This is a genomic window from Nocardia pseudovaccinii (genome assembly GCF_050942345.1).
GTDB classification, from domain to species: Bacteria; Actinomycetota; Actinomycetes; order Mycobacteriales; family Mycobacteriaceae; genus Nocardia; species Nocardia pseudovaccinii.
The window spans coordinates 863,392-880,434 of sequence record NZ_CP192074.1; the positions used below are offsets into that span (position 1 = coordinate 863,392).

At 66.7% G+C, this 17,043-nt stretch carries 14 protein-coding genes; 7 read left to right on the forward strand and 7 right to left on the reverse strand.

Annotated features, from left to right (window positions below):
- Positions 1–53 precede the first annotated feature (53 nt).
- The 3 genes from cysS (at position 54) to ACQPZ2_RS03900 (ending at position 2,884) form a co-directional block, all read left to right on the forward strand.
- On the forward strand, positions 54–1,481 hold the full coding sequence (gene cysS, locus ACQPZ2_RS03890; RefSeq protein ID WP_433524327.1) for a cysteine--tRNA ligase: 1,428 nt from the start codon (positions 54–56) through the stop codon (positions 1,479–1,481).
- Positions 1,481–2,458, forward strand: coding sequence for a 23S rRNA (guanosine(2251)-2'-O)-methyltransferase RlmB (gene rlmB / locus ACQPZ2_RS03895; RefSeq protein WP_063042756.1), 978 nt, complete (start codon positions 1,481–1,483; stop codon positions 2,456–2,458). The genes cysS and rlmB overlap by 1 nt, the downstream gene beginning before the upstream one ends.
- A 147-nt stretch (positions 2,459–2,605) precedes the next feature.
- Complete coding sequence (locus tag ACQPZ2_RS03900) at positions 2,606–2,884, forward strand: DUF4190 domain-containing protein (RefSeq protein ID WP_433524328.1); 279 nt, start codon at positions 2,606–2,608, stop codon at positions 2,882–2,884.
- 10 nt (positions 2,885–2,894) lie between these two features.
- On the opposite strand, the gene ACQPZ2_RS03905 is transcribed toward ACQPZ2_RS03900, so the two are convergent.
- Both ACQPZ2_RS03905 and ACQPZ2_RS03910 read right to left on the reverse strand, forming a co-directional pair.
- The gene (locus tag ACQPZ2_RS03905; RefSeq protein ID WP_433524329.1) at positions 2,895–3,704 is read right to left on the reverse strand and encodes an enoyl-CoA hydratase/isomerase family protein; all 810 of its coding nucleotides are present in this window, start codon (positions 3,702–3,704) and stop codon (positions 2,895–2,897) included.
- Between the two features lie 216 nt (positions 3,705–3,920).
- Positions 3,921–5,096: an acyl-CoA dehydrogenase family protein gene (locus ACQPZ2_RS03910; RefSeq protein ID WP_433524330.1), complete on the reverse strand. Its 1,176-nt coding sequence runs from the start codon at positions 5,094–5,096 to the stop codon at positions 3,921–3,923.
- A 232-nt stretch (positions 5,097–5,328) separates the two neighbouring features.
- On the opposite strand from ACQPZ2_RS03910, the gene ACQPZ2_RS03915 reads away from it, so the two are divergent.
- Positions 5,329–5,850, forward strand: a complete 522-nt coding sequence (locus tag ACQPZ2_RS03915) for a hypothetical protein (RefSeq protein WP_433524331.1) — start codon at positions 5,329–5,331, stop codon at positions 5,848–5,850.
- A 138-nt stretch (positions 5,851–5,988) separates the two neighbouring features.
- Here ACQPZ2_RS03915 and ACQPZ2_RS03920 read toward each other — a convergent pair whose 3' ends face one another.
- The 5 genes from ACQPZ2_RS03920 to kstR all read right to left on the reverse strand — a co-directional run bounded on the left by ACQPZ2_RS03920 (position 5,989) and on the right by kstR (position 12,373).
- A complete protein-coding gene (locus ACQPZ2_RS03920; RefSeq protein ID WP_433527317.1) occupies positions 5,989–6,825 on the reverse strand; it encodes a metal ABC transporter permease in 837 nt (278 codons plus the stop codon).
- A gap of 29 nt (positions 6,826–6,854) precedes the next feature.
- Entirely contained in the window at positions 6,855–7,769 is a 915-nt protein-coding gene (locus tag ACQPZ2_RS03925) for a metal ABC transporter ATP-binding protein (RefSeq protein ID WP_433524332.1), read from the reverse strand.
- A gap of 10 nt (positions 7,770–7,779) precedes the next feature.
- Positions 7,780–8,661: a metal ABC transporter solute-binding protein, Zn/Mn family gene (locus ACQPZ2_RS03930; protein ID WP_433524333.1), complete on the reverse strand. Its 882-nt coding sequence runs from the start codon at positions 8,659–8,661 to the stop codon at positions 7,780–7,782.
- Positions 8,662–8,851: 190 nt separating this feature from the next.
- The gene (otsB, locus tag ACQPZ2_RS03935) at positions 8,852–11,422 is read right to left on the reverse strand and encodes a trehalose-phosphatase (RefSeq protein WP_433524334.1); all 2,571 of its coding nucleotides are present in this window, start codon (positions 11,420–11,422) and stop codon (positions 8,852–8,854) included.
- Between the two features lie 288 nt (positions 11,423–11,710).
- Entirely contained in the window at positions 11,711–12,373 is a 663-nt protein-coding gene (gene kstR / locus ACQPZ2_RS03940) for a cholesterol catabolism transcriptional regulator KstR (RefSeq protein WP_387294489.1), read from the reverse strand.
- A gap of 165 nt (positions 12,374–12,538) precedes the next feature.
- Between kstR and ACQPZ2_RS03945 the strand changes: the two genes are divergently transcribed.
- From ACQPZ2_RS03945 to ACQPZ2_RS03955, 3 genes are read left to right on the forward strand one after another with little or no spacing between them, the layout of a single operon-like run.
- Positions 12,539–14,800, forward strand: coding sequence for an acyl-CoA dehydrogenase family protein (locus ACQPZ2_RS03945; RefSeq protein ID WP_433527318.1), 2,262 nt, complete (start codon positions 12,539–12,541; stop codon positions 14,798–14,800).
- Between the two features lie 25 nt (positions 14,801–14,825).
- Complete coding sequence (locus ACQPZ2_RS03950; protein ID WP_433524335.1) at positions 14,826–15,890, forward strand: acyl-CoA dehydrogenase family protein; 1,065 nt, start codon at positions 14,826–14,828, stop codon at positions 15,888–15,890.
- Positions 15,875–17,035 (forward strand): acyl-CoA dehydrogenase family protein, encoded by a 1,161-nt coding sequence (locus ACQPZ2_RS03955; protein ID WP_433524336.1) that lies wholly within the window; start codon positions 15,875–15,877, stop codon positions 17,033–17,035. Before ACQPZ2_RS03950 ends, ACQPZ2_RS03955 begins: the two co-directional genes overlap by 16 nt.
- Positions 17,036–17,043 lie beyond the last annotated feature (8 nt).

A 17,043-nucleotide genomic window follows, 5' to 3' on the forward strand; every position in this document is an offset into this window, starting at 1 on the left:
CCGACCTGAGCCGCTCCGTGAACGGCCTTATCTACCAGCTAGGATCGACTTCCGTGACTCTGCGCCTTTTTGACACCGACACGCGGACCATGCGCGATTTCGCGCCACTGGTCCCCGGCCGTGCCTCGGTGTACCTCTGTGGCGCCACCGTGCAGGGGGAACCACATATCGGCCATGTGCGCAGCGGAGTCGCGTTCGACGTACTACGGCGCTGGCTGCTCGCCCACGACTACGACGTGTGGTTCATCCGCAATGTCACCGATATCGAGGACAAGATCCTGACCAAGGCCGCCGAAGCGGGCCGGCCCTGGTGGGAGTGGGCGTCCACCTATGAGCGCGCCTTCGACAACGCCTACCAGACCCTCGGCGTACTGCCGCCTTCGGTGGAGCCACGCGCGACCGGCCACATCACCCAGATGATCGATCTGATGCAGCGGTTGATCGAGCGCGGGCACGCCTATGCCTCGGAGGGCAACGTCTACTTCGACGTGGTCAGCTATCCGGAGTACGGCAGCCTGTCCGGGCACAAACTCGATGACGTGCACCAGGGCGAGAGCGCCGGTGCGGGCAAGCGCGATCCGCGCGACTTCACGCTGTGGAAGGCCGCCAAACCCGGTGAGCCCACCTGGCCGTCGCCGTGGGGTCCCGGTCGGCCCGGCTGGCATCTCGAATGCTCCGCGATGGCCGAGTTCTATCTCGGCCCCGAATTCGATATCCATTGCGGCGGAATGGATCTGGTCTTCCCGCACCATGAGAACGAGATCGCCCAGTCGAAGGCGGCCGGTGCCGGTTTCGCGCAGTACTGGCTGCACAACGGCTGGGTGACCATGGGCGGCGAGAAGATGTCCAAATCGCTCGGCAATGTGCTCTCGGTGCCGAATGTCCTGAAAAAGGTTCGGGCCGTTGAACTTCGGTTCTACCTGGGCAGCGCGCACTACCGCTCGATGCTGGAGTACTCGGACAAGGCGCTCTACGACGCCGCGGCCTCGTACCAGCGCATCGAGGCGTTCGTGCACCGGGTGGCCGAACGGGCCGGGGAGATCGCGGTCGGTAAGTGGACCGATGCGTTCGCCGAGGCACTCGACGACGATCTGGCGATTCCGCGGGCCCTGGCCGAGGTGCACCGCGTTGTGCACGAGGGCAATAAGGCGCTGGAATCGGGTGCGATCGACGAGGCGGTCGAATTGGCCGGGCAGGTCCGGGCCATGCTGAATATCCTCGGCGTCTGCCCGTTCGACCCGCAGTGGTACAGCCCACAGGACAGTTCCGTCGCGCTCGATGCCCTGGACGTCTTGGTGCGCGCCGAACTCGACCGCCGCCAGCAGGCGCGCGCCGCGAAGGACTGGGCCAGCGCCGATGCGGCGCGGGACCGGTTGCAGGCCGCCGGAATCGAAGTGACCGATACCGCACAGGGTCCGGAATGGTCGCTGGGTGCGGCACAGCATTCGCCGGGCGCGGTACAGCGTGGAAAGGCGAACTGATGGCAGGTAATTCGCAGCGTCGAGGCGCGATTCGTAAGGGCGGCAGCAAGAAGGGCGCGGTCGTCGGCTCGGGTGGACAGCGTCGGCGCGGTCTGGAACCGCGCGGTGCGACCCCGCCCGCCGAGGCGCGCACCAAACATCCCGCCGCCAAGCGCGCGGCCGCCAAGGCGAAGGCCGCGGCTCAAGGTAGGCCGGGTCCGCGCGGTGGTGCTCGCCCGGCTGGACGCAAGAGCGATGACGGTCCGGAGATGGTGCTCGGCCGCAATCCGGTCGTCGAATGTCTGCGTGCGGGTGTGCCCGCGACCGCGCTGTACGTCGCGGTGGGCACCGAGAACGACGACCGGCTCACCGAAAGTGTGAAGATTGCCGCAGATGCGGGCATTTCGATCCTGGAGGTGCCACGCACCGATCTGGATCGGTTGAGCGCCAATGGACTGCATCAGGGTGTTGCGCTGCAGGTGCCGCCGTATCGGTACGCCCATCCGGATGATCTGGTTGCGCGGGTCCAGGATTCGGCCGAACCCGCGCTGCTGGTCGCGCTGGACAATATTTCCGATCCGCGCAATCTGGGTGCCGTGATCCGTTCGGTGGCCGCTTTCGGCGGCCAGGGCGTGCTGATTCCGCAGCGGCGCAGCGCCAGCGTAACCGCGGTGGCCTGGCGCACCAGTGCCGGTGCCGCGGCCCGGCTTCCGGTCGCCCGCGCGACGAATCTCACTCGCACACTGAAGGATTGGGCATCGCAGGGGTTTCAGATCGTCGGACTCGACGCGGGCGGTGACACCATCCTCGATGATTTCGACGGCAGCATTCCCACCGTGGTCGTGGTCGGCTCGGAAGGTAAGGGCCTGTCCCGGCTGGTTCGCGAGACCTGTGATTCGATCCTCGGCATTCCGATGGCGGGTCCGGTGGAATCGTTGAACGCTTCCGTGGCGGCGGGGGTCGTACTCTCCGAGATCGCGCGTCAGCGCCGGGCCTGAGCACCGGAAGTCGGCTGGTGCACCGCCGAATCGGCGACGCGTTCGAACCGCAACGGGCGGACCGCAAATCACCGATCGCGGTCGATCGGGCAAATCGGCCGCCGGGGTTGAACCGCAAATCGACTCCGGCCCCGTAGAATTCGACTCGTGGTCATCCCGAACCAGGCTCCCCAGGAGACGATCGAGCATCCGCACGCAACGGCGGTGCTGGCGCTCGGTGCGGCGAGTCTGTTCTGCTGCGGTGTGCTGGGACCGGTGGCCTGGGCGCTCGGCAGACGCGCGCTCGACCAGATCGAGGAGTCCCACGGCGGTTACGGCGGCCGCGCCCAGGTGCTGGTCGGCTACATCCTCGGCGTTGTCGGCACGATCCTCATGGTCTGCATGGCGATCGTTTTCCTGCTCATCCTGGTCGGCGGCCGCGCGTAACCCGAGCGGGTCAATCCAGGCTGGGCCGTTGCTTGTCGCCCGTGCTGTCCCAGGCCGGCCATTCCTCGCTGATACTGCCGGTCCAATTGGGCTGGCGGCGATCCCGGAATGCAGCCATCGCCTCACCGCCGTCGATGCTCTTGCCGACGTGCTCGTTCAGATCGGTCTCCAGCTGGCCGACCATGGCCGGGCTCATACCGAGGCTCTCCCATAGCAGCCGCTTCGACAGTGCCACCGGCAGCGGCGCCGCGCCGTTCGTGATGTCATGGGCGATGGCGAGTGCCGTCGGCAGCACCTCGCCCGCGGGCAGGCAGCCATTGGCCAGGCCCATGGCCTTGGCCTCGTCGCCGTCGAAGGTGCGACCGGTCAGCATGATGTCGGCGGCATTGGCCATGCCGACCAGCCGCGGCAGCGTCCAGTGCGCGTAGCCGTCGGCGAGTACCCCGCGACGCACCTGATTCAGTCCGTAGACGGCGTCCTGTGCCATGTACCGCAGATCGCATTGCAGGGCCAGCGCGAGTCCGATGCCGACCGCATGCCCGTTCACCGCTGCGATCACCGGTTTGCGCACCCGCCACGGCGCCGGTTCGATGGTCGCGCTGACCTCGCCGACCCGGTTGGACAGATCCGCACCCGCGCAGAACGCGGGTGCTGTACCGGTAATGACGACGGCGCGAATCGCATCCTCGACGTCGCAACGCTGCAGTGCCGCACTCAATTCGGCGGCCATGGCCGGGGTGACGGCATTCTGCTGTGCGGGTCTGTTGAGGGTGAGGACGGCGATGCCCGCGGAGACATCGACGAGCAGTTCCGAACTCATGCCTGGCATGTTAGTCGACCTATGGGGCTGCGTGCCGAGCCTGGCAAAGGCCGTTCAAGCACTGGTCACCCCGCACGGAGCGAGTCTTACGAGCGACGTTCGCGGCCCGTCTCGCGTCCGAGCCGTCGAAGCGCATGCGACGTAGTCGCGAGTCTCGACGGCTCGGACGCGAGACAGAAGGGGGCCGCGAACACGCCGCGCCGCAGGCGCGGCAAATCAACGCAGCCGCAACACATGGCGGCCGATGGCGTACTTGTGCACCTCGGTGGGGCCGTCGTAGAGACGGAAGGCGCGCATGTCGCGGAAGATCATTTCGACGACCGTCTCATCGCTGATGCCGATGCCGCCGAGCACCTGTACGCAGCGGTCGGCGACCTTGAACAACTCCTCGGACACGTATGCCTTCGCGATCGAGCTCTCATGCCTGGCCTTCTCGCCCTGGTCCATCAGCCAGCAAGCATGCCAGATGGTGAGGCGGCACTGGTGCAGTGCGATCTCGTTATCGGCCAGCATGAACGAAACGCCCTCGTGGTCGCCGATCGGTTTGCCGAAGGCGGTGCGGGTCCTGGCGTATTCGACAGCGATGGACTGTGCGCGTTCGGCCGCGCCGAGCCAGCGCATGCAGTGGGTGAGCCGGGCCGGAGCCAGTCGCAGCTGGGCGTAACGCAGTGCCTGACCGGTTTCGCCGAGCAGCGCGTCCTTGGGCAGCACCAGATTCTCGAAGCGCACCACGCCGTGACCGCCGACGTAATTGCGGTCCATGGTGTTCATGGTGCGTTCGATCACGATGCCGGGCTGGTCGCCTTCGGTCAGGAACAGTGTCGGGCCGTCGGGCACATGCGGGTTCGGTGCGACGCGCGCCATGATGATCCAGGTCTTCGCGCCGTCCGCGCCGGTGATGAGCCATTTGCGGCCGTTGATGGTGAAGTTCTCGCCGTCGAAGACGGCCTCGGTGGCCAACTGATTCGGGTCCGAACCCGCGCCGTCCGGTTCGGTCATCGCGAAGACGGTGCGCCGGTGTCCGGCGACGGCGGGTGCGAGGTGGCGCTCGACCTGATCCGGGTTGGCGATCTTGGAGAGCAGGAACATATTGCCCTCGTCGGGCGCGGCGCAGTTCATGGCGACCGGGCCGAGGGTGGACCAGCCCGCCGCCTCGTAGATCACGGCCTGCTCGATATGGGTGAGGCCGCGCCCGCCGAGGGCTTCCGGCGCCTGCACGGTCAGGAGTTTTTCCGCGCGTGCCAGCTCGACGAGTTCCTGACGCAATTCGTCGGTGGGGCCGTGCGAGGTGAGTCGCGGATCGCGCTCGAAGGGGACGATCTTGTCGATGACGAACTGGCGGACCCGGTCGCGTTCTGCGGCGAGTTCGGCGGGAATCGTGAAGTCGATCATTGGTCACCATTCGTTAGATGGGGCGCGTGGGTCGAGCATACGAAACCGGGGGCGTTCGACTGAAGGCGACTGCCATCAAACGGTTGCTACGGCCGACTAGAGCCTTGCTGACCTGCGCTGATGGCTGTTGTCAGCGCGGGCCGATCAGGTGTCAGCGCGCTGTCAGCGCGGCGGGAGATCGTTCGGTCATTCGAGGAGCCACTCGACGAACAACCCGATGAGGAGAACCGCCATGATGACCGTCGCAGCCGTCGCCCAACTGCTGATCGCTCTCGCTTTCGTCAGCATTCCGCTGGTGCGCCACCGCTACGGAGCCGCCGCCCAGGCCGCCGCCGATGCCGAGCTGGCCCGTCAGGGTGTGCGCCCCGGGGTCCTCGGGGAGAACGGTATGCGGTTCGACGCGGGTGGCCACGAGACCTGGGCCCCGGTCGGGATCGCACTGGTGATGACCGCGATGGCCGTGCTGAATCTGGCGGGCAACGACTGGGGCCGGACACTGTCCTGGATCTTCCAGGTGCTGGTGCTGCTCGGCAATGTCGCGATCCTGTACAGCAACCTGACGGCCGCCAAGAGCGTCCAGGCCGCCTTCGCCCGCAAGGGTGACCCGGAACTGGCCCGCATCGGCGTCCAGCGCTTCCTCGACGTCGCCGAAGCCGCCTTTCCCCGCTGGGTGACCCCGTACCTGCAGAACCTGCGCCACGTCATCGTCTTCGGCGGTTCGATCGTGGTCCTGATCGCTCTGTTCACGGTCTGATCCACCGCCCACCGGCCAGGTGCTCGCCAAGCGCGGGCACCTGGCCCGCGCGCTGTGCCGGTAGCCGTGCGCGGCACGCATGATCCCGTGCGCGGTGAGCGATAAGTGGGCGGCACCGGCACGGGTTGGTGAGCGGGGTCAGCGGGCGCGGGCGGCCTGACGGCGCCGGGGGCCGAGAAGGCGACAGACCAGGTAGATCAGGAAGGAGATGGTGGTGACGAAGGTGGAGACCGGAACGCCGGGCGCGAGCGACAACAGGATGCCGCCCACCGCCGCGGTTTCCGCGAACACCACCGCGAGCACGGTGGCGCGCACCGGATTCGCGGTCAGTTGCGCCGCAGCGGCCGCGGGCGTGATGAGCAGGGCGAGCACTAGCAGCGCGCCGACGATCTGCACACCGAAGGCCGCGGTAATGCCGAGCATGACCGCGAACACCACCGAAAGCGCCCGCACCGGAACCCCGCGGGCGAGTGCGACTTCGGGATCCGAGCTCGCGAAAAGCAGCGGCCGGTACACCACCGCGAGTACGGCGAGCACCAAAACGGTGCAGGTCAGCAGCAGTGCCAGCCCGTTGTAGCCGACGCTGACCACCTGACCGGTCAGCAGTGAGAATTTCGATCCGGCGCGTTCGGGACCGAGCCACAGGAACAGCACCGAGAGCCCGAGTCCGAACGACAGCACCACCGCGATCACCGAATCGCGTTCTCTGGCTTTGGTGCCGAGCAAACTGAACAGCACTGCCGCCACCACCGAGCCGACGATCGCGCCCAGCCCGACCCCGACTCCGGCGAGCAGCGCGGCGGCCGCACCGGTCAGCGAGAGCTCGCTGGTGCCGTGTACCGCGAACGACATCTGCCTGCTGATGATCAGCGGCCCGATCACACCGGCCAGCAGTCCGAGCAGCGCGGCCGCGAGTACCGCCTGCTGGACGAAGGAATACGAGAGCAGGTCCGCGGTGGTGGTGAAGTCGAACATCTTCGAGACGACATCGGACAGCTTGTCGTTCACGAACGGACCCCGGCCGATTCGGGCAGCTCATCGGCAAGCGTCGCGCAGTGCTGGGCACCGGCCGCACCGAGCGCGTCCATGGTGTCGCCGGTGCCGACGACGACCAGCCGCCCGCGCACCCGCAGCACATCGACCTCGGTCTGGTACAGCTCCGAGAGCACCGCCGAGGTCATCACCTCGTCCGGCGTACCGATCCGGAACTTCCCGTCGACCAGATACAGCACCCGATCCACCAGCGGCAGAATGGGATTGATCTCGTGCGTCACGAAAAGCACTGCGGTGTCATGGGTCCGCCTGCGTCGATCGATCAGTTCCGAAACCAACCGCTGATTCGCCAGATCGAGGCTCAGCAGCGGTTCATCACAGAGCAGCACCTTGGGATCGCCGACCAACGCCTGTGCGACCCGCAGCCGCTGCTGTTCGCCGCCGGACATGGATTCCAATGGCGCATAAGCGAATTTCTCCGCGCCCACATCGGCGATGGCCGCGCGGACCTTATGCTTGCGCTCGGCGCGACGCCGCAGTCCGAGGCCCCAGCGGTGCCCGTCGACGCCGAGTCCGACCAGATCGACCCCGCGCAGTTGCACACCGGCATCTATCGTCTTCTGTTGCGGCACATAGCCGATATCAGGATTGCCCGCCCGTGCGGGCCCACCTGCGATATCGGCGGTGCCGGAGCTGAGCGCGAGCTGACCGAGCAGCACCTTCAGCAGTGAGGTCTTACCGGATCCGTTCGGCCCGAGGACCGCGACGAATTCACCAGGTGCGATCTCGAGATCCAGTCCTTGCCAAAGCTTGCGTTCGCCGAACGACAGGCTGGCGGAATCGAGTTCGACGGCGGCTGAGCGGGTATCGGACCGCCGCTCCACCTTGTCGGTGTCTTCGGTGGTCAGCGTGGCTCCCCTAGTCATGCGATTGCGATCAGGCCAGCGCCAGGGCCAGGGCCTGGGCGTTCTTGGTCTGCCACTGAATGTAATCCACACCGCCGGGCAGCGTTTCGGTCACCTCGACGATGGGTAGGCCATTCGACTGCGCGAGCGCCCGCAAATCCTTGGTGATCTTGTCCTCGGTCTGGATGTTGTAGATCAGCGCGCGAACCTTCTTACCGGTCAGCAGATCCTGGGTGGCGGCGACAGCGGCGGGAGCCGGATCGGTTTCCTGCTCGATCGCCTCCTGGAATTCGTGCGGGGTCAGATCCTGGGTTCCGGCGGTGACCAAGAGGTAGTGCGCCAGCGGTTCGGTCTGCAGCACCGGGGTCTTCGGGTGCTCGCCCGCGATCTTGGTGGCGGCGGCGGTGATCGCGCTCAGCTGGCTCTTGAATGCGGCGGCGCGGTCGGCGTAGGCGGTGGCGTGGACGGAGTCGATTTCGCCGAGGGCACTCGCGATCCGGTCGGCGACCGTGCTCACCGTGCCGATGTCGTAGAAGACGTGCTCGTTCTCGTCGCTCTTGTCGGTGCGGGATTCGAATGCGTCGACGGTGCGCTTGTCCTTGCCCTGGATCGCCTTCTCGATGAACTCGTCGTAGCCGCCGCCATTGAAGACGACCAGATCGGCATCGCTGATCTTGGCCGACTCCACGGCCGAGGTTTCGTGCGAATGCGGATCGGCGGCGGGATCGGTGATCAGCGCGGTCACCGAGGCATCTGGGCCCGCGATGGTTGCCGCGATATTGCCCCAGACATTGGTGGACGCGACGACGCTCGGCTTATCCGAATCCTTCGAACTACCGCAGGCGGTGAGCGCCAGAGCGGTGGCTACCCCCACGGCGATACCGGCGAATCTGATGGCAATCCGTGTGCTCACGCGCGGGGTACTCCTGGCAGTGCGGCAGATCTGAGCGTGCTCTAGATCATAATGGAAATCGTTACCATTTGAACTGTAGCAGGAGGCCCCGGTTCGGCACGAGTCGATGTTTGCCGCGTCACTCGACCCGGATACGGGCCGGGCCCGCGAACCGATCGGTTCGCGGGCCCGGAACTGTGTGGCGGTCGGCTCAGACGAGCGCTTCCACCGGCTTGCCCAGCAGCTGTGCACAGCGCAGCAGGCCGAGATGGCTGTATGCCTGTGGATGGTTGCCGAGTGAGCGTTCGGCGACCGGGTCGTACTCCTCGCTGAGCAGACCAGTCGGTCCGGCGACATCGACCAGCTGCGCGAACAGCGCCTCGGCATCCGAGCGCTTACCGATCAGCAGATACGCCTCGACCAACCAGGCCGCACACAGGTGGAAGCCGCCTTCGCCGCCGGGCAGGCCGTCGTCGTGGTGGTACCGGTACACCGTCGAGCCACTGCGCAGCTCCGCCTCGGTGGCGACCACTGTCGCCGCGAAACGCGGATCCGACGGGTCGATCAGTCCGCTGAGGCCGATGTGCAGGGTGGCCGCGTCCAGATCGGTGCCGTCGTAGGCGGCGGTGTAGGACTGGACGTCGTCGTTCCAGCCCTTGGACTTCACCTCGTCGGCGATGGTGTCGCGCAACGTGATCCAGAGCGGATCGATCTGACGCTGGAACCGCTGCGCGAGAGTGATCGCCCGGTCCACGGTCAGCCAGCCCATCACCTTCGAGTACACGTGGTGGCGCGGGTTGCCGCGGATCTCCCAGATGCCGTGGTCGGGTTCCTGCCAGCGCCGCTGCACCGCGGAGACCATGGCGTGCACCAGTTCCCAGTCGGCGTCCGGCAGCGACTTGTCCGGGTCGGTCAGCCCCTTCGCCTCGCGACCGTGTGCCAGCGATGCGATGAGATCGACGATCGGACCGAAAACATCCAGCTGCACTTGCATATTCGCGGCGTTGCCGACGCGGACCGGACGCGAACCCGCATAGCCGGGCAGCTGATCGATCGATGCCTCGGGCGGCAGGGTTTCGCCGTAGAGCGTGTACAGCGGGTGCAGGCGTTCCGGACCGGGCAGCGTCTCCAGGACCCGGTGCACCCAGCCGAGGAACTCCTCGGCCTCGGTCAGCGAGCCGAGCGAAACCAGCGCCTGTGCGGTCAGCGAGGCATCGCGGAGCCAGCAGTAGCGGTAGTCCCAGTTGCGTACGCCGCCAATGTCTTCCGGCAGGGAGGTAGTGGCGGCGGCCAGGATCGAACCCGACGGCGCGTGCACCAGCCCGCGCAGCGTGAGTGCCGAACGCTTCATCAGATCCGGTTTCAGCGGCGGCAGTTGCAATTTGGCCGCCCACTTGGACCAGTAGTCCTCGGCATCCCTGCGCCGCTCCGGTTCGCTGACCATGGCGGGCGCGAGATCCTGCGTGCCGCAGCGCATTTCCAGCACGATCGGGCCGCGGGACGGATCGACGACGGCGCGCGCGGAGCTGTGCATACCGTCGGAATGGATCTGCCAGTGCACACCGGGGGAGCGCAGCACCATCGGATCGTTGGTGCCGACTACGCGCAGTCCGTTCGATTCGATTTCGATGCTGACCGGTACCTGACCGAATTCCGGTCGGGGCGCGAAGGTTACGACGGCCTTAGCGTCGCCGGTGATCACCCGGGTCAGGTCGGTGCGGGTGGGGGCCACATCGTGCGGCAGGTAGTCCACCACTTGCAGTTTGGCCCAGCGGGTTTCGACGGTCATGGTGCCGTCGATGTAGCGCTGCGACAGCGGCAGACCGGGACGTTCCGGCTCGATGGTGAAGTGTCCGGCCTGCGGTCCGCCGAGCAGATGGGCGAAGACCGCGGCCGAATCGGGCTCGGGGTGGCAGAACCAGGTGACGGTCGCGTCGGGTGTGAGCAGCGCCACCGAGCGCGGACTGGCCAGCATGCTCAGCCGCTCGATGCGCGGCGCGCTCGCCCCCGCCAACCAGGTGCGCCGTTCCTCGAGCAGGAAGGCCAGCGCCCAGGACACCGCCTCGGTGGTGTCGACCCGATATTTGGCCAGGCTCTCGCCGTCGCCGACCTTGATGCCGACATCCGGGCCGGACAGCATGCGGAAGGCCTTCTCGTCGGTGACGTCGTCGCCGAAGAACACCGCGGCCGAAGCACCCTCCTGATGCCGGACGGTATCGAGCGCGACGCCCTTATCCGTCTGGATCACCGCGAGCTCGATAACCGATTTACCCTCGGTCACCTGCACGCCGACCCAGCAGGCCGCACCCTGGCGCACCGCTTTGAGCGCGCGCAGCCCGATTTCCGGACTCGCATTGCGCACATGCAGCGCGACGCTGGCCGGTTTGATCTCGACGCTGGCGCCGGGATTTTCCGCGGCGATCTGCGTCAGACTGGTCTGGACTTCGACCAGCAGTTGTTTGGCGTCATTGTCGATGGCATGCACGAAACCCACATCGAATTCCGAACCATGACTACCGATAAGTTGCACCTCGACCGGAAGTCGCGACAATGCCGCGAGATCTCGCAGGGCACGGCCGGAGATCACGGCGGCGGTCGTTCCGGTGAGACCGGCAAGCGCTCGTAGCGCGCTTACCGATTCCCGATGTGGAAAAGCTTTCGCCGGGTCGGACACGATGGGTGCGATCGTCCCGTCGTAGTCCGATGCGACCAAAAGCCGTGGCACGCGCGCGACCGTCGACAGTGCACGGCGAAGTTCCAGTGGCAGATCCTGTGCGCTCACGCATCCAACCTAGTGATCGGAGGAGTTTTTTCAGGGGCACGCGTGACAATACTGTGTTGAATTTGCCGCACCGAAGCGCGCCGCGTGGCGTGCGCATGATTGCGCACGCGTCTAGCCGCCCCGTATTGGATCTGCCCAGCTGACGCGTTTTTACACAACCACCAGCGTGTGCAGGTTCACGTCGGCCGATTCGATTGATGCTGCGCGACAGGCCCGGTCGATTTGCCGGGCATGAGCTGACCGGTGCTAGCTGGCGGCTGGCCTTTTCGAGCGACCAGCAAGCGGTCGCTAGCGGCCGCCGTTGTCGCCGAGCAGTAGATCCACGGTGAGTTCCAGTCGCTCGGTCACATCGGTGGCCGAGGCGCGTCTGGTCAGCCAGGCGACCAGATTCGACAGCCAGACATCGCTGATGACCCGCGCGATCGCCAACTGGCGTTCGGTGGGCTCGCCGTCGTTCATCGCCCTGGCGAATACCCGGTCCATCACCTTGCCGACCCGGTCGACCTCCGCGGCGGCCGAGGCGTCGGCGAACATGAACGCACGCGTCATCGCCTCGGTGAGCAAGGGGTCGCGCTGCATCATCCGGGTGATCTGGGTCAGCAGCAGATGCATGCGCTCGTTCGGCGTCTGGCCGGCAAGTGGTTTGCGTTTGCCCTCGATCTGCTCGAATTCCCGCGACAGCGCGGAAACGAGCAGATGCACCTTGGACGGGAAATACCGGTACAGCGTGCCGACCGCCACGTCGGCGCGTTCGGCCACCGCGCGCATCTGCACCGCGTCGTAACCACCCTTGGAGGCCAGTGCGAGCGTCGCGTCCAGAATTCGCTTACGCCGTTCCCGCTGCGCGGCCGAGCTGAGCTCGTCCTCGCTCAGCGTCGTGACCGTCGCGGTGGCCGATGCTTGCCCGGCCGCATTCGAATCGGCTGGCTGCGATCGGGAGGGACTGGCCATTGATGAGAGTCCTTTCCTGCATTCCGGCAACGGGCATCGGTCGTCTCTTGACTTCCGCCCAGCTAGGATATTAGAACATGTTCTAGGTGTGGGAGTCACGCCGGAAAGGCGGTACGGACTGTGACCATCGCCACCACTGACGAGCATAAAGCCGTTCAGGAGTCGATGCGCGGATGGGCCGGATCGGTACGTCCTATTGCAACAATGCGGGACGAGCCGACGGACTTCTGGCGCGCATATTGGCCCGGGTTGGCGGACTTCGGAATTTTCCGGGTCGCCATTGCCGAAGCGGCAGGCGGCCTCGGTGGATCGGTCGCCGACCTGGCGGTATTGGTCGAGCAGGCGGCGCACGATCTGGTCGGTGGGCCGGTGCTGTCCACCGCATTGGCGAACCTGGTCACCGCGGGCGCGCTCGCCGAGGATATGCCGTGCGGTGTTGCGCTCGACTTCGTTGTCGGGGACGTGGTGAGGGTACCGGTCGCATCCGATGAGTTGTTGCTCACGGGTGTCTGGGAATCGGTGCTCGGCGCTGCGCCGGGTACTTCGGTGCTGTTGCCGGTGCAGACGCCGGATGGGTTGCGCTGGTGCGTGATCGGGCCCGATGCCGACGGCTTACGTGTCGAGGCGCTGGCACCCGCTGACCCGAGTACGCCACTGGCGCGTGTGCACTGCGCCGAGGTGCGAGTGCCCGCGGACCGGGTGTTCGAGTCGCCGCATGCGGTGGAAGATCTTCTCGCGGTACTGGTTTCGGCCGAGCTCGCCGGTGTGGCGGGCTGGTGCCTGGAGACCGCCGTCGAATACGCCAAGGTGCGTGAGCAATTCGGGCGCAAGATCGGCTCTTTCCAAGCGCTCAAACACATTTGCGCGTGGATGCTCTGCCGGGCCGAGCTGATCCGTTCCGTCGCGGCCGATGCCGCGGCCGCGGTCGACGAGGGCGGTGCGGAACTGCCCATCGCGGCCGCCATCGCCGCCACGATCTCGCTGGACGCCGCGGTCGAGACCGCCAAGGACTGCATTCAGGTGCTCGGTGGCATAGGTTTCACCTGGGAGCACGACGCGCACTTCTACCTGCGCCGGGCCACCGCACTGCGGCAGCTGCTCGGTGGATCGGCGCGCTGGCGGGCCAGGGTCACGGAGCTGACCCGGGCGGGGCAGCGTCGGACTACGGGTGCGGATCGGGTCTTCGCCTCTGCGGCGCGAGCGACGGCCCCGGAGGAGGCAGCGGAGCGTAACCACGGAGGGGCCCGGGAGCGCCGCGAATCGAACACAGCGGCGCGAGCGACGGCCCCGGAGGAGGCAGCGGAGCGTAACCACGGAGGGGCCCGGGAGCGCCGCGAATCGAACACAGCCGGCGTCGAGGTCGACGACAGCAATGCGAACGAGCTGGCCGCCGAGGTGGCCGCGATCGCCGCGCTGCCTGCCGATCAGCGGCGCAATGCACTGGTCGACGCCGGGCTCGCCATGCCGCACTGGCCCGCACCGTACGGGCGTGGCGCGAATCCCATGACGGGACTGGTGATTTCGGAGGAACTGCGGCGCGCGGGCCTGGAGTCGCCGGATCTGGCGATCGGCGGCTGGGCCATTCCGACCCTGCTGCAGCACGGCACCCAGGAGCAGATCGACCGCTTCGCGTGGCCGACGCTGCGCGGCGAGGTGGTCTGGTGTCAGCTGTTCAGTGAGCCGGAGGCCGGTTCGGATCTGGCCGCGCTGCGCACCACCGCCAAGAAGGTCGACGGCGGCTGGGTGCTGCGCGGACAGAAGGTGTGGACGTCGCTGGGTGATCGGGCGAACTGGGCGATCTGCCTGGCCCGGACCGATCCGGACGCACCGAAGCACCGCGGCATCAGCTACTTCCTCGTCGATATGCGCAGTGCCGGACTCGAGGTGCGTCCGCTGGTGCAGATCACCGGGGAGGCGCGGTTCAGCGAGGTCTTCCTCGATGACGTCTTCGTGCCCGACGACGGTCTGGTCGGCGCGCTGAACAACGGCTGGAAGATCGCCCGCTCGACCCTGTCGACCGAACGAGTCGCCATGGGCGGCAACGGGATCGGGCCGGTGCTGGAGGAGCTCATCGCCAAACTGCCCGCCACCGGGCCCGGCGCGGAGCTATTGAACGATCGGCTCGGCGGCTTTGTCGCCGATGCGATCGCTGGATTATTGCTGGAACAGCGTGCCGCGGTTCGGATGCTGGCGGGCGGTGATCCGGGAGCGCAGAGCAGTGTGCGCAAGCTCGTCGGTGTCCGGCACCGCCAGGCAGTGGCCGAATTCGCGGTGGAAACGGCAGGTCCAACCGGTGCGCAGGACTCAGAGGTGGTAAAAGAGTTCCTGCTCACGCGGTGTTTGTCGATCGCTGGTGGAACCGAGCAGATTCTGTTGACCGTGGCTGGTGAGCGAATCCTCGGACTGCCTCGCGATGCGGACAGCTAGTCGACCAACCAACTGGGAGTAAAGCGTGGACTTCACCCGGGACGAGGGCCAGGATGCCGTGGCCGAGGTCGTCGTGAGTTTGCTGGAGCGTGAACCGGCACGCGATATCGAGCTGTGGCCGAGTCTGATCGAGACCGGACTACTCTCGCTCGCGCTGCCGGAGCAGTTCGGTGGTGACGGTATGGGCTTGGCGGAGGTCTCGGTCCTGTTGACCGAACTGGCCGCCGAGGCGGTGGCGGTGCCCGCCATGCCGACCCTGGGCCTCGGCCTGCTGCCGTTACTGGCCGCATTGCCGGACAGCGTCGCCGAGCGGGTCTATCCCGAGGTCGCCAAGGGTGCGGTGCTCACCGCCGCGCTCAGCGAGCGTGCGAATCCGTTCGTGGTCAAGCCGGAGACCACCGCGGTCTCCGATGGCGACACCGTGCGCATCACCGGTCACAAGGTGGCGGTGCCGTATGCGGAGCAGGCGCGCTGGCTCTTGATTCCGACGAATTCCGGTATCGCACTGGTTGATTCGGATTCGGCCGGACTCACCCTGACACCGTCACCGGCTTCCGGCGGGATTCCGGAATGTTCGGTGCGCCTGGACCAGGTCGAGATTCCGGCCGAGCAACTGCTGCCCGGCGGCATCGGTGAACTGCACCGGTTGGCCGTCGCCTCGATCGGCGCGACCGCGGACGGACTGCTCAAAGGTGCGCTCGTGCTCACCGCCGAGCACCTGCGGACCCGGCGGCAGTTCAATCGGCCGCTCGCCGAATTCCAGGCCGTCGCACAGCAGATCGCCGATGTGTACGTCGTCTCGCGGACCCTGCACGCCGCCGCCGTTTCGGCGAACTGGGCACTGGCACAGTCTGATTCGACGCCCCAGCATCAGGAGCGCATCGATGACGACCTCGATGTGCTCGCCTACACGGTGACCTCGGAACTGCCCGCGGCCATGCAGAAATGCCATCACCTGCACGGTGGCCTCGGGGTCGATGTGACCCACCCGATGCACCGCTACTTCTCGCAGGCCAAGGACATCGCCCGCTGGCTCGGCGGCGAATCGTTCCGACTCGATCGATTGGGGGCCAGATGTTCATCGATCTGACCGCGGAGCAGCGCAAGCTGCGCGATGAATTGCGTGCGTACTTCGCCGATCTCGTCACTCCCGAGGAGGAGGCCGAGATGGCGATCAACCGCCACGGTGACGCCTACCGCGCGGTGGTGCGCCGGATGGGTGCGGACGGTTGGCTCGGTGTCGGGTGGCCGAAGGAGTTCGGCGGCCAGGGTTTCGGGCCGATGGAGCAGCAGATCTTCTTCAATGAGGCGGTGCGCGCGGATGTTCCGCTGCCGCTGGTCACCTTGTTGACGGTCGGGCCGACGCTGCAGAGCTTCGGCACCGACGCGCAGAAGGCGAAGTTCCTGCCCGGAATCCTCTCCGGCGATATCCATTTCGCGATCGGCTACTCCGAACCGGAGGCGGGCACCGACCTCGCCGCGCTGCGCACGAGTGCGGTGCGCGACGAATCCGGCGATTGGATCGTCAACGGGCAGAAGATCTTCACCACCGGTGCGCATGAGGCCGACTATGTCTGGCTGGCCTGTCGCACCGGCTCGGTCGAATCGCGGCACCGGGGCATCACCATCCTGATCGTGGACACCACCGATCCCGGCTACTCCTGGACGCCGATCATCACCTGCGATGGTGCGCACCACACCAACGCCACGTATTTCGACAATGTCCGGGTGCCCGCCGACATGCTGGTGGGCGAGGAGAACAAGGGGTGGCGACTGATCACCACCCAGCTCAACCACGAGCGGGTGAGCCTCGGCCCGTCCGGCAAGATCGAACAGCTCTACGACCGGGCGCGCGAATGGGCCCAGTCGCGCGGTGTGCTCGCCGAGGCGGATGTGCGCCGTTCGCTCGGTCGCGTGCACGCCATGGCTCGGCTCAACGAACTGTTGAACTGGCAGGTCGCGGCGACCGTCGACGGTGACCAGGCCACCGTGATCGCCGATGCCTCGGCAACCAAGGTGTATTCCACCGAATCGCTGCAGGAGGCGGGCCGGTTGGCCGAGGAGATCGTCGGGCATTACGGCGATCCGGCCGATCCGGACACCGCCGAACTGCTGACCTGGCTGGACCGCAGAACCAAACAGAATCTGGTGGTGACCTTCGGCGGCGGCGTCAACGAGGTGATGCGCGAACTGGTCGCCTCCTCCGGGCTGAAACTGCCTCGGGTACCTCGATGAATCCGCGC

What these genes read in the sequence shown, in the direction of transcription:
- ACQPZ2_RS03955 (WP_433524336.1), top strand. Translation starts at nt 15,875, where the DNA reads ATGTTCATCGATCTGACCGCGGAGCAGCGCAAGCTGCGCGATGAATTG.
- ACQPZ2_RS03920 (WP_433527317.1), bottom strand. Translation starts at nt 6,825, where the DNA reads ATGTTCGACTTCACCACCACCGCGGACCTGCTCTCGTATTCCTTCGTC.
- ACQPZ2_RS03910 (WP_433524330.1), bottom strand. Translation starts at nt 5,096, where the DNA reads ATGATCGACTTCACGATTCCCGCCGAACTCGCCGCAGAACGCGACCGG.
- ACQPZ2_RS03905 (WP_433524329.1), bottom strand. Translation starts at nt 3,704, where the DNA reads ATGAGTTCGGAACTGCTCGTCGATGTCTCCGCGGGCATCGCCGTCCTC.
- ACQPZ2_RS03925 (WP_433524332.1), bottom strand. Translation starts at nt 7,769, where the DNA reads ATGACTAGGGGAGCCACGCTGACCACCGAAGACACCGACAAGGTGGAG.
- ACQPZ2_RS03945 (WP_433527318.1), top strand. Translation starts at nt 12,539, where the DNA reads ATGCGCGGATGGGCCGGATCGGTACGTCCTATTGCAACAATGCGGGAC.
- ACQPZ2_RS03915 (WP_433524331.1), top strand. Translation starts at nt 5,329, where the DNA reads ATGATGACCGTCGCAGCCGTCGCCCAACTGCTGATCGCTCTCGCTTTC.
- rlmB (WP_063042756.1), top strand. Translation starts at nt 1,481, where the DNA reads ATGGCAGGTAATTCGCAGCGTCGAGGCGCGATTCGTAAGGGCGGCAGC.
- kstR (WP_387294489.1), bottom strand. Translation starts at nt 12,373, where the DNA reads ATGGCCAGTCCCTCCCGATCGCAGCCAGCCGATTCGAATGCGGCCGGG.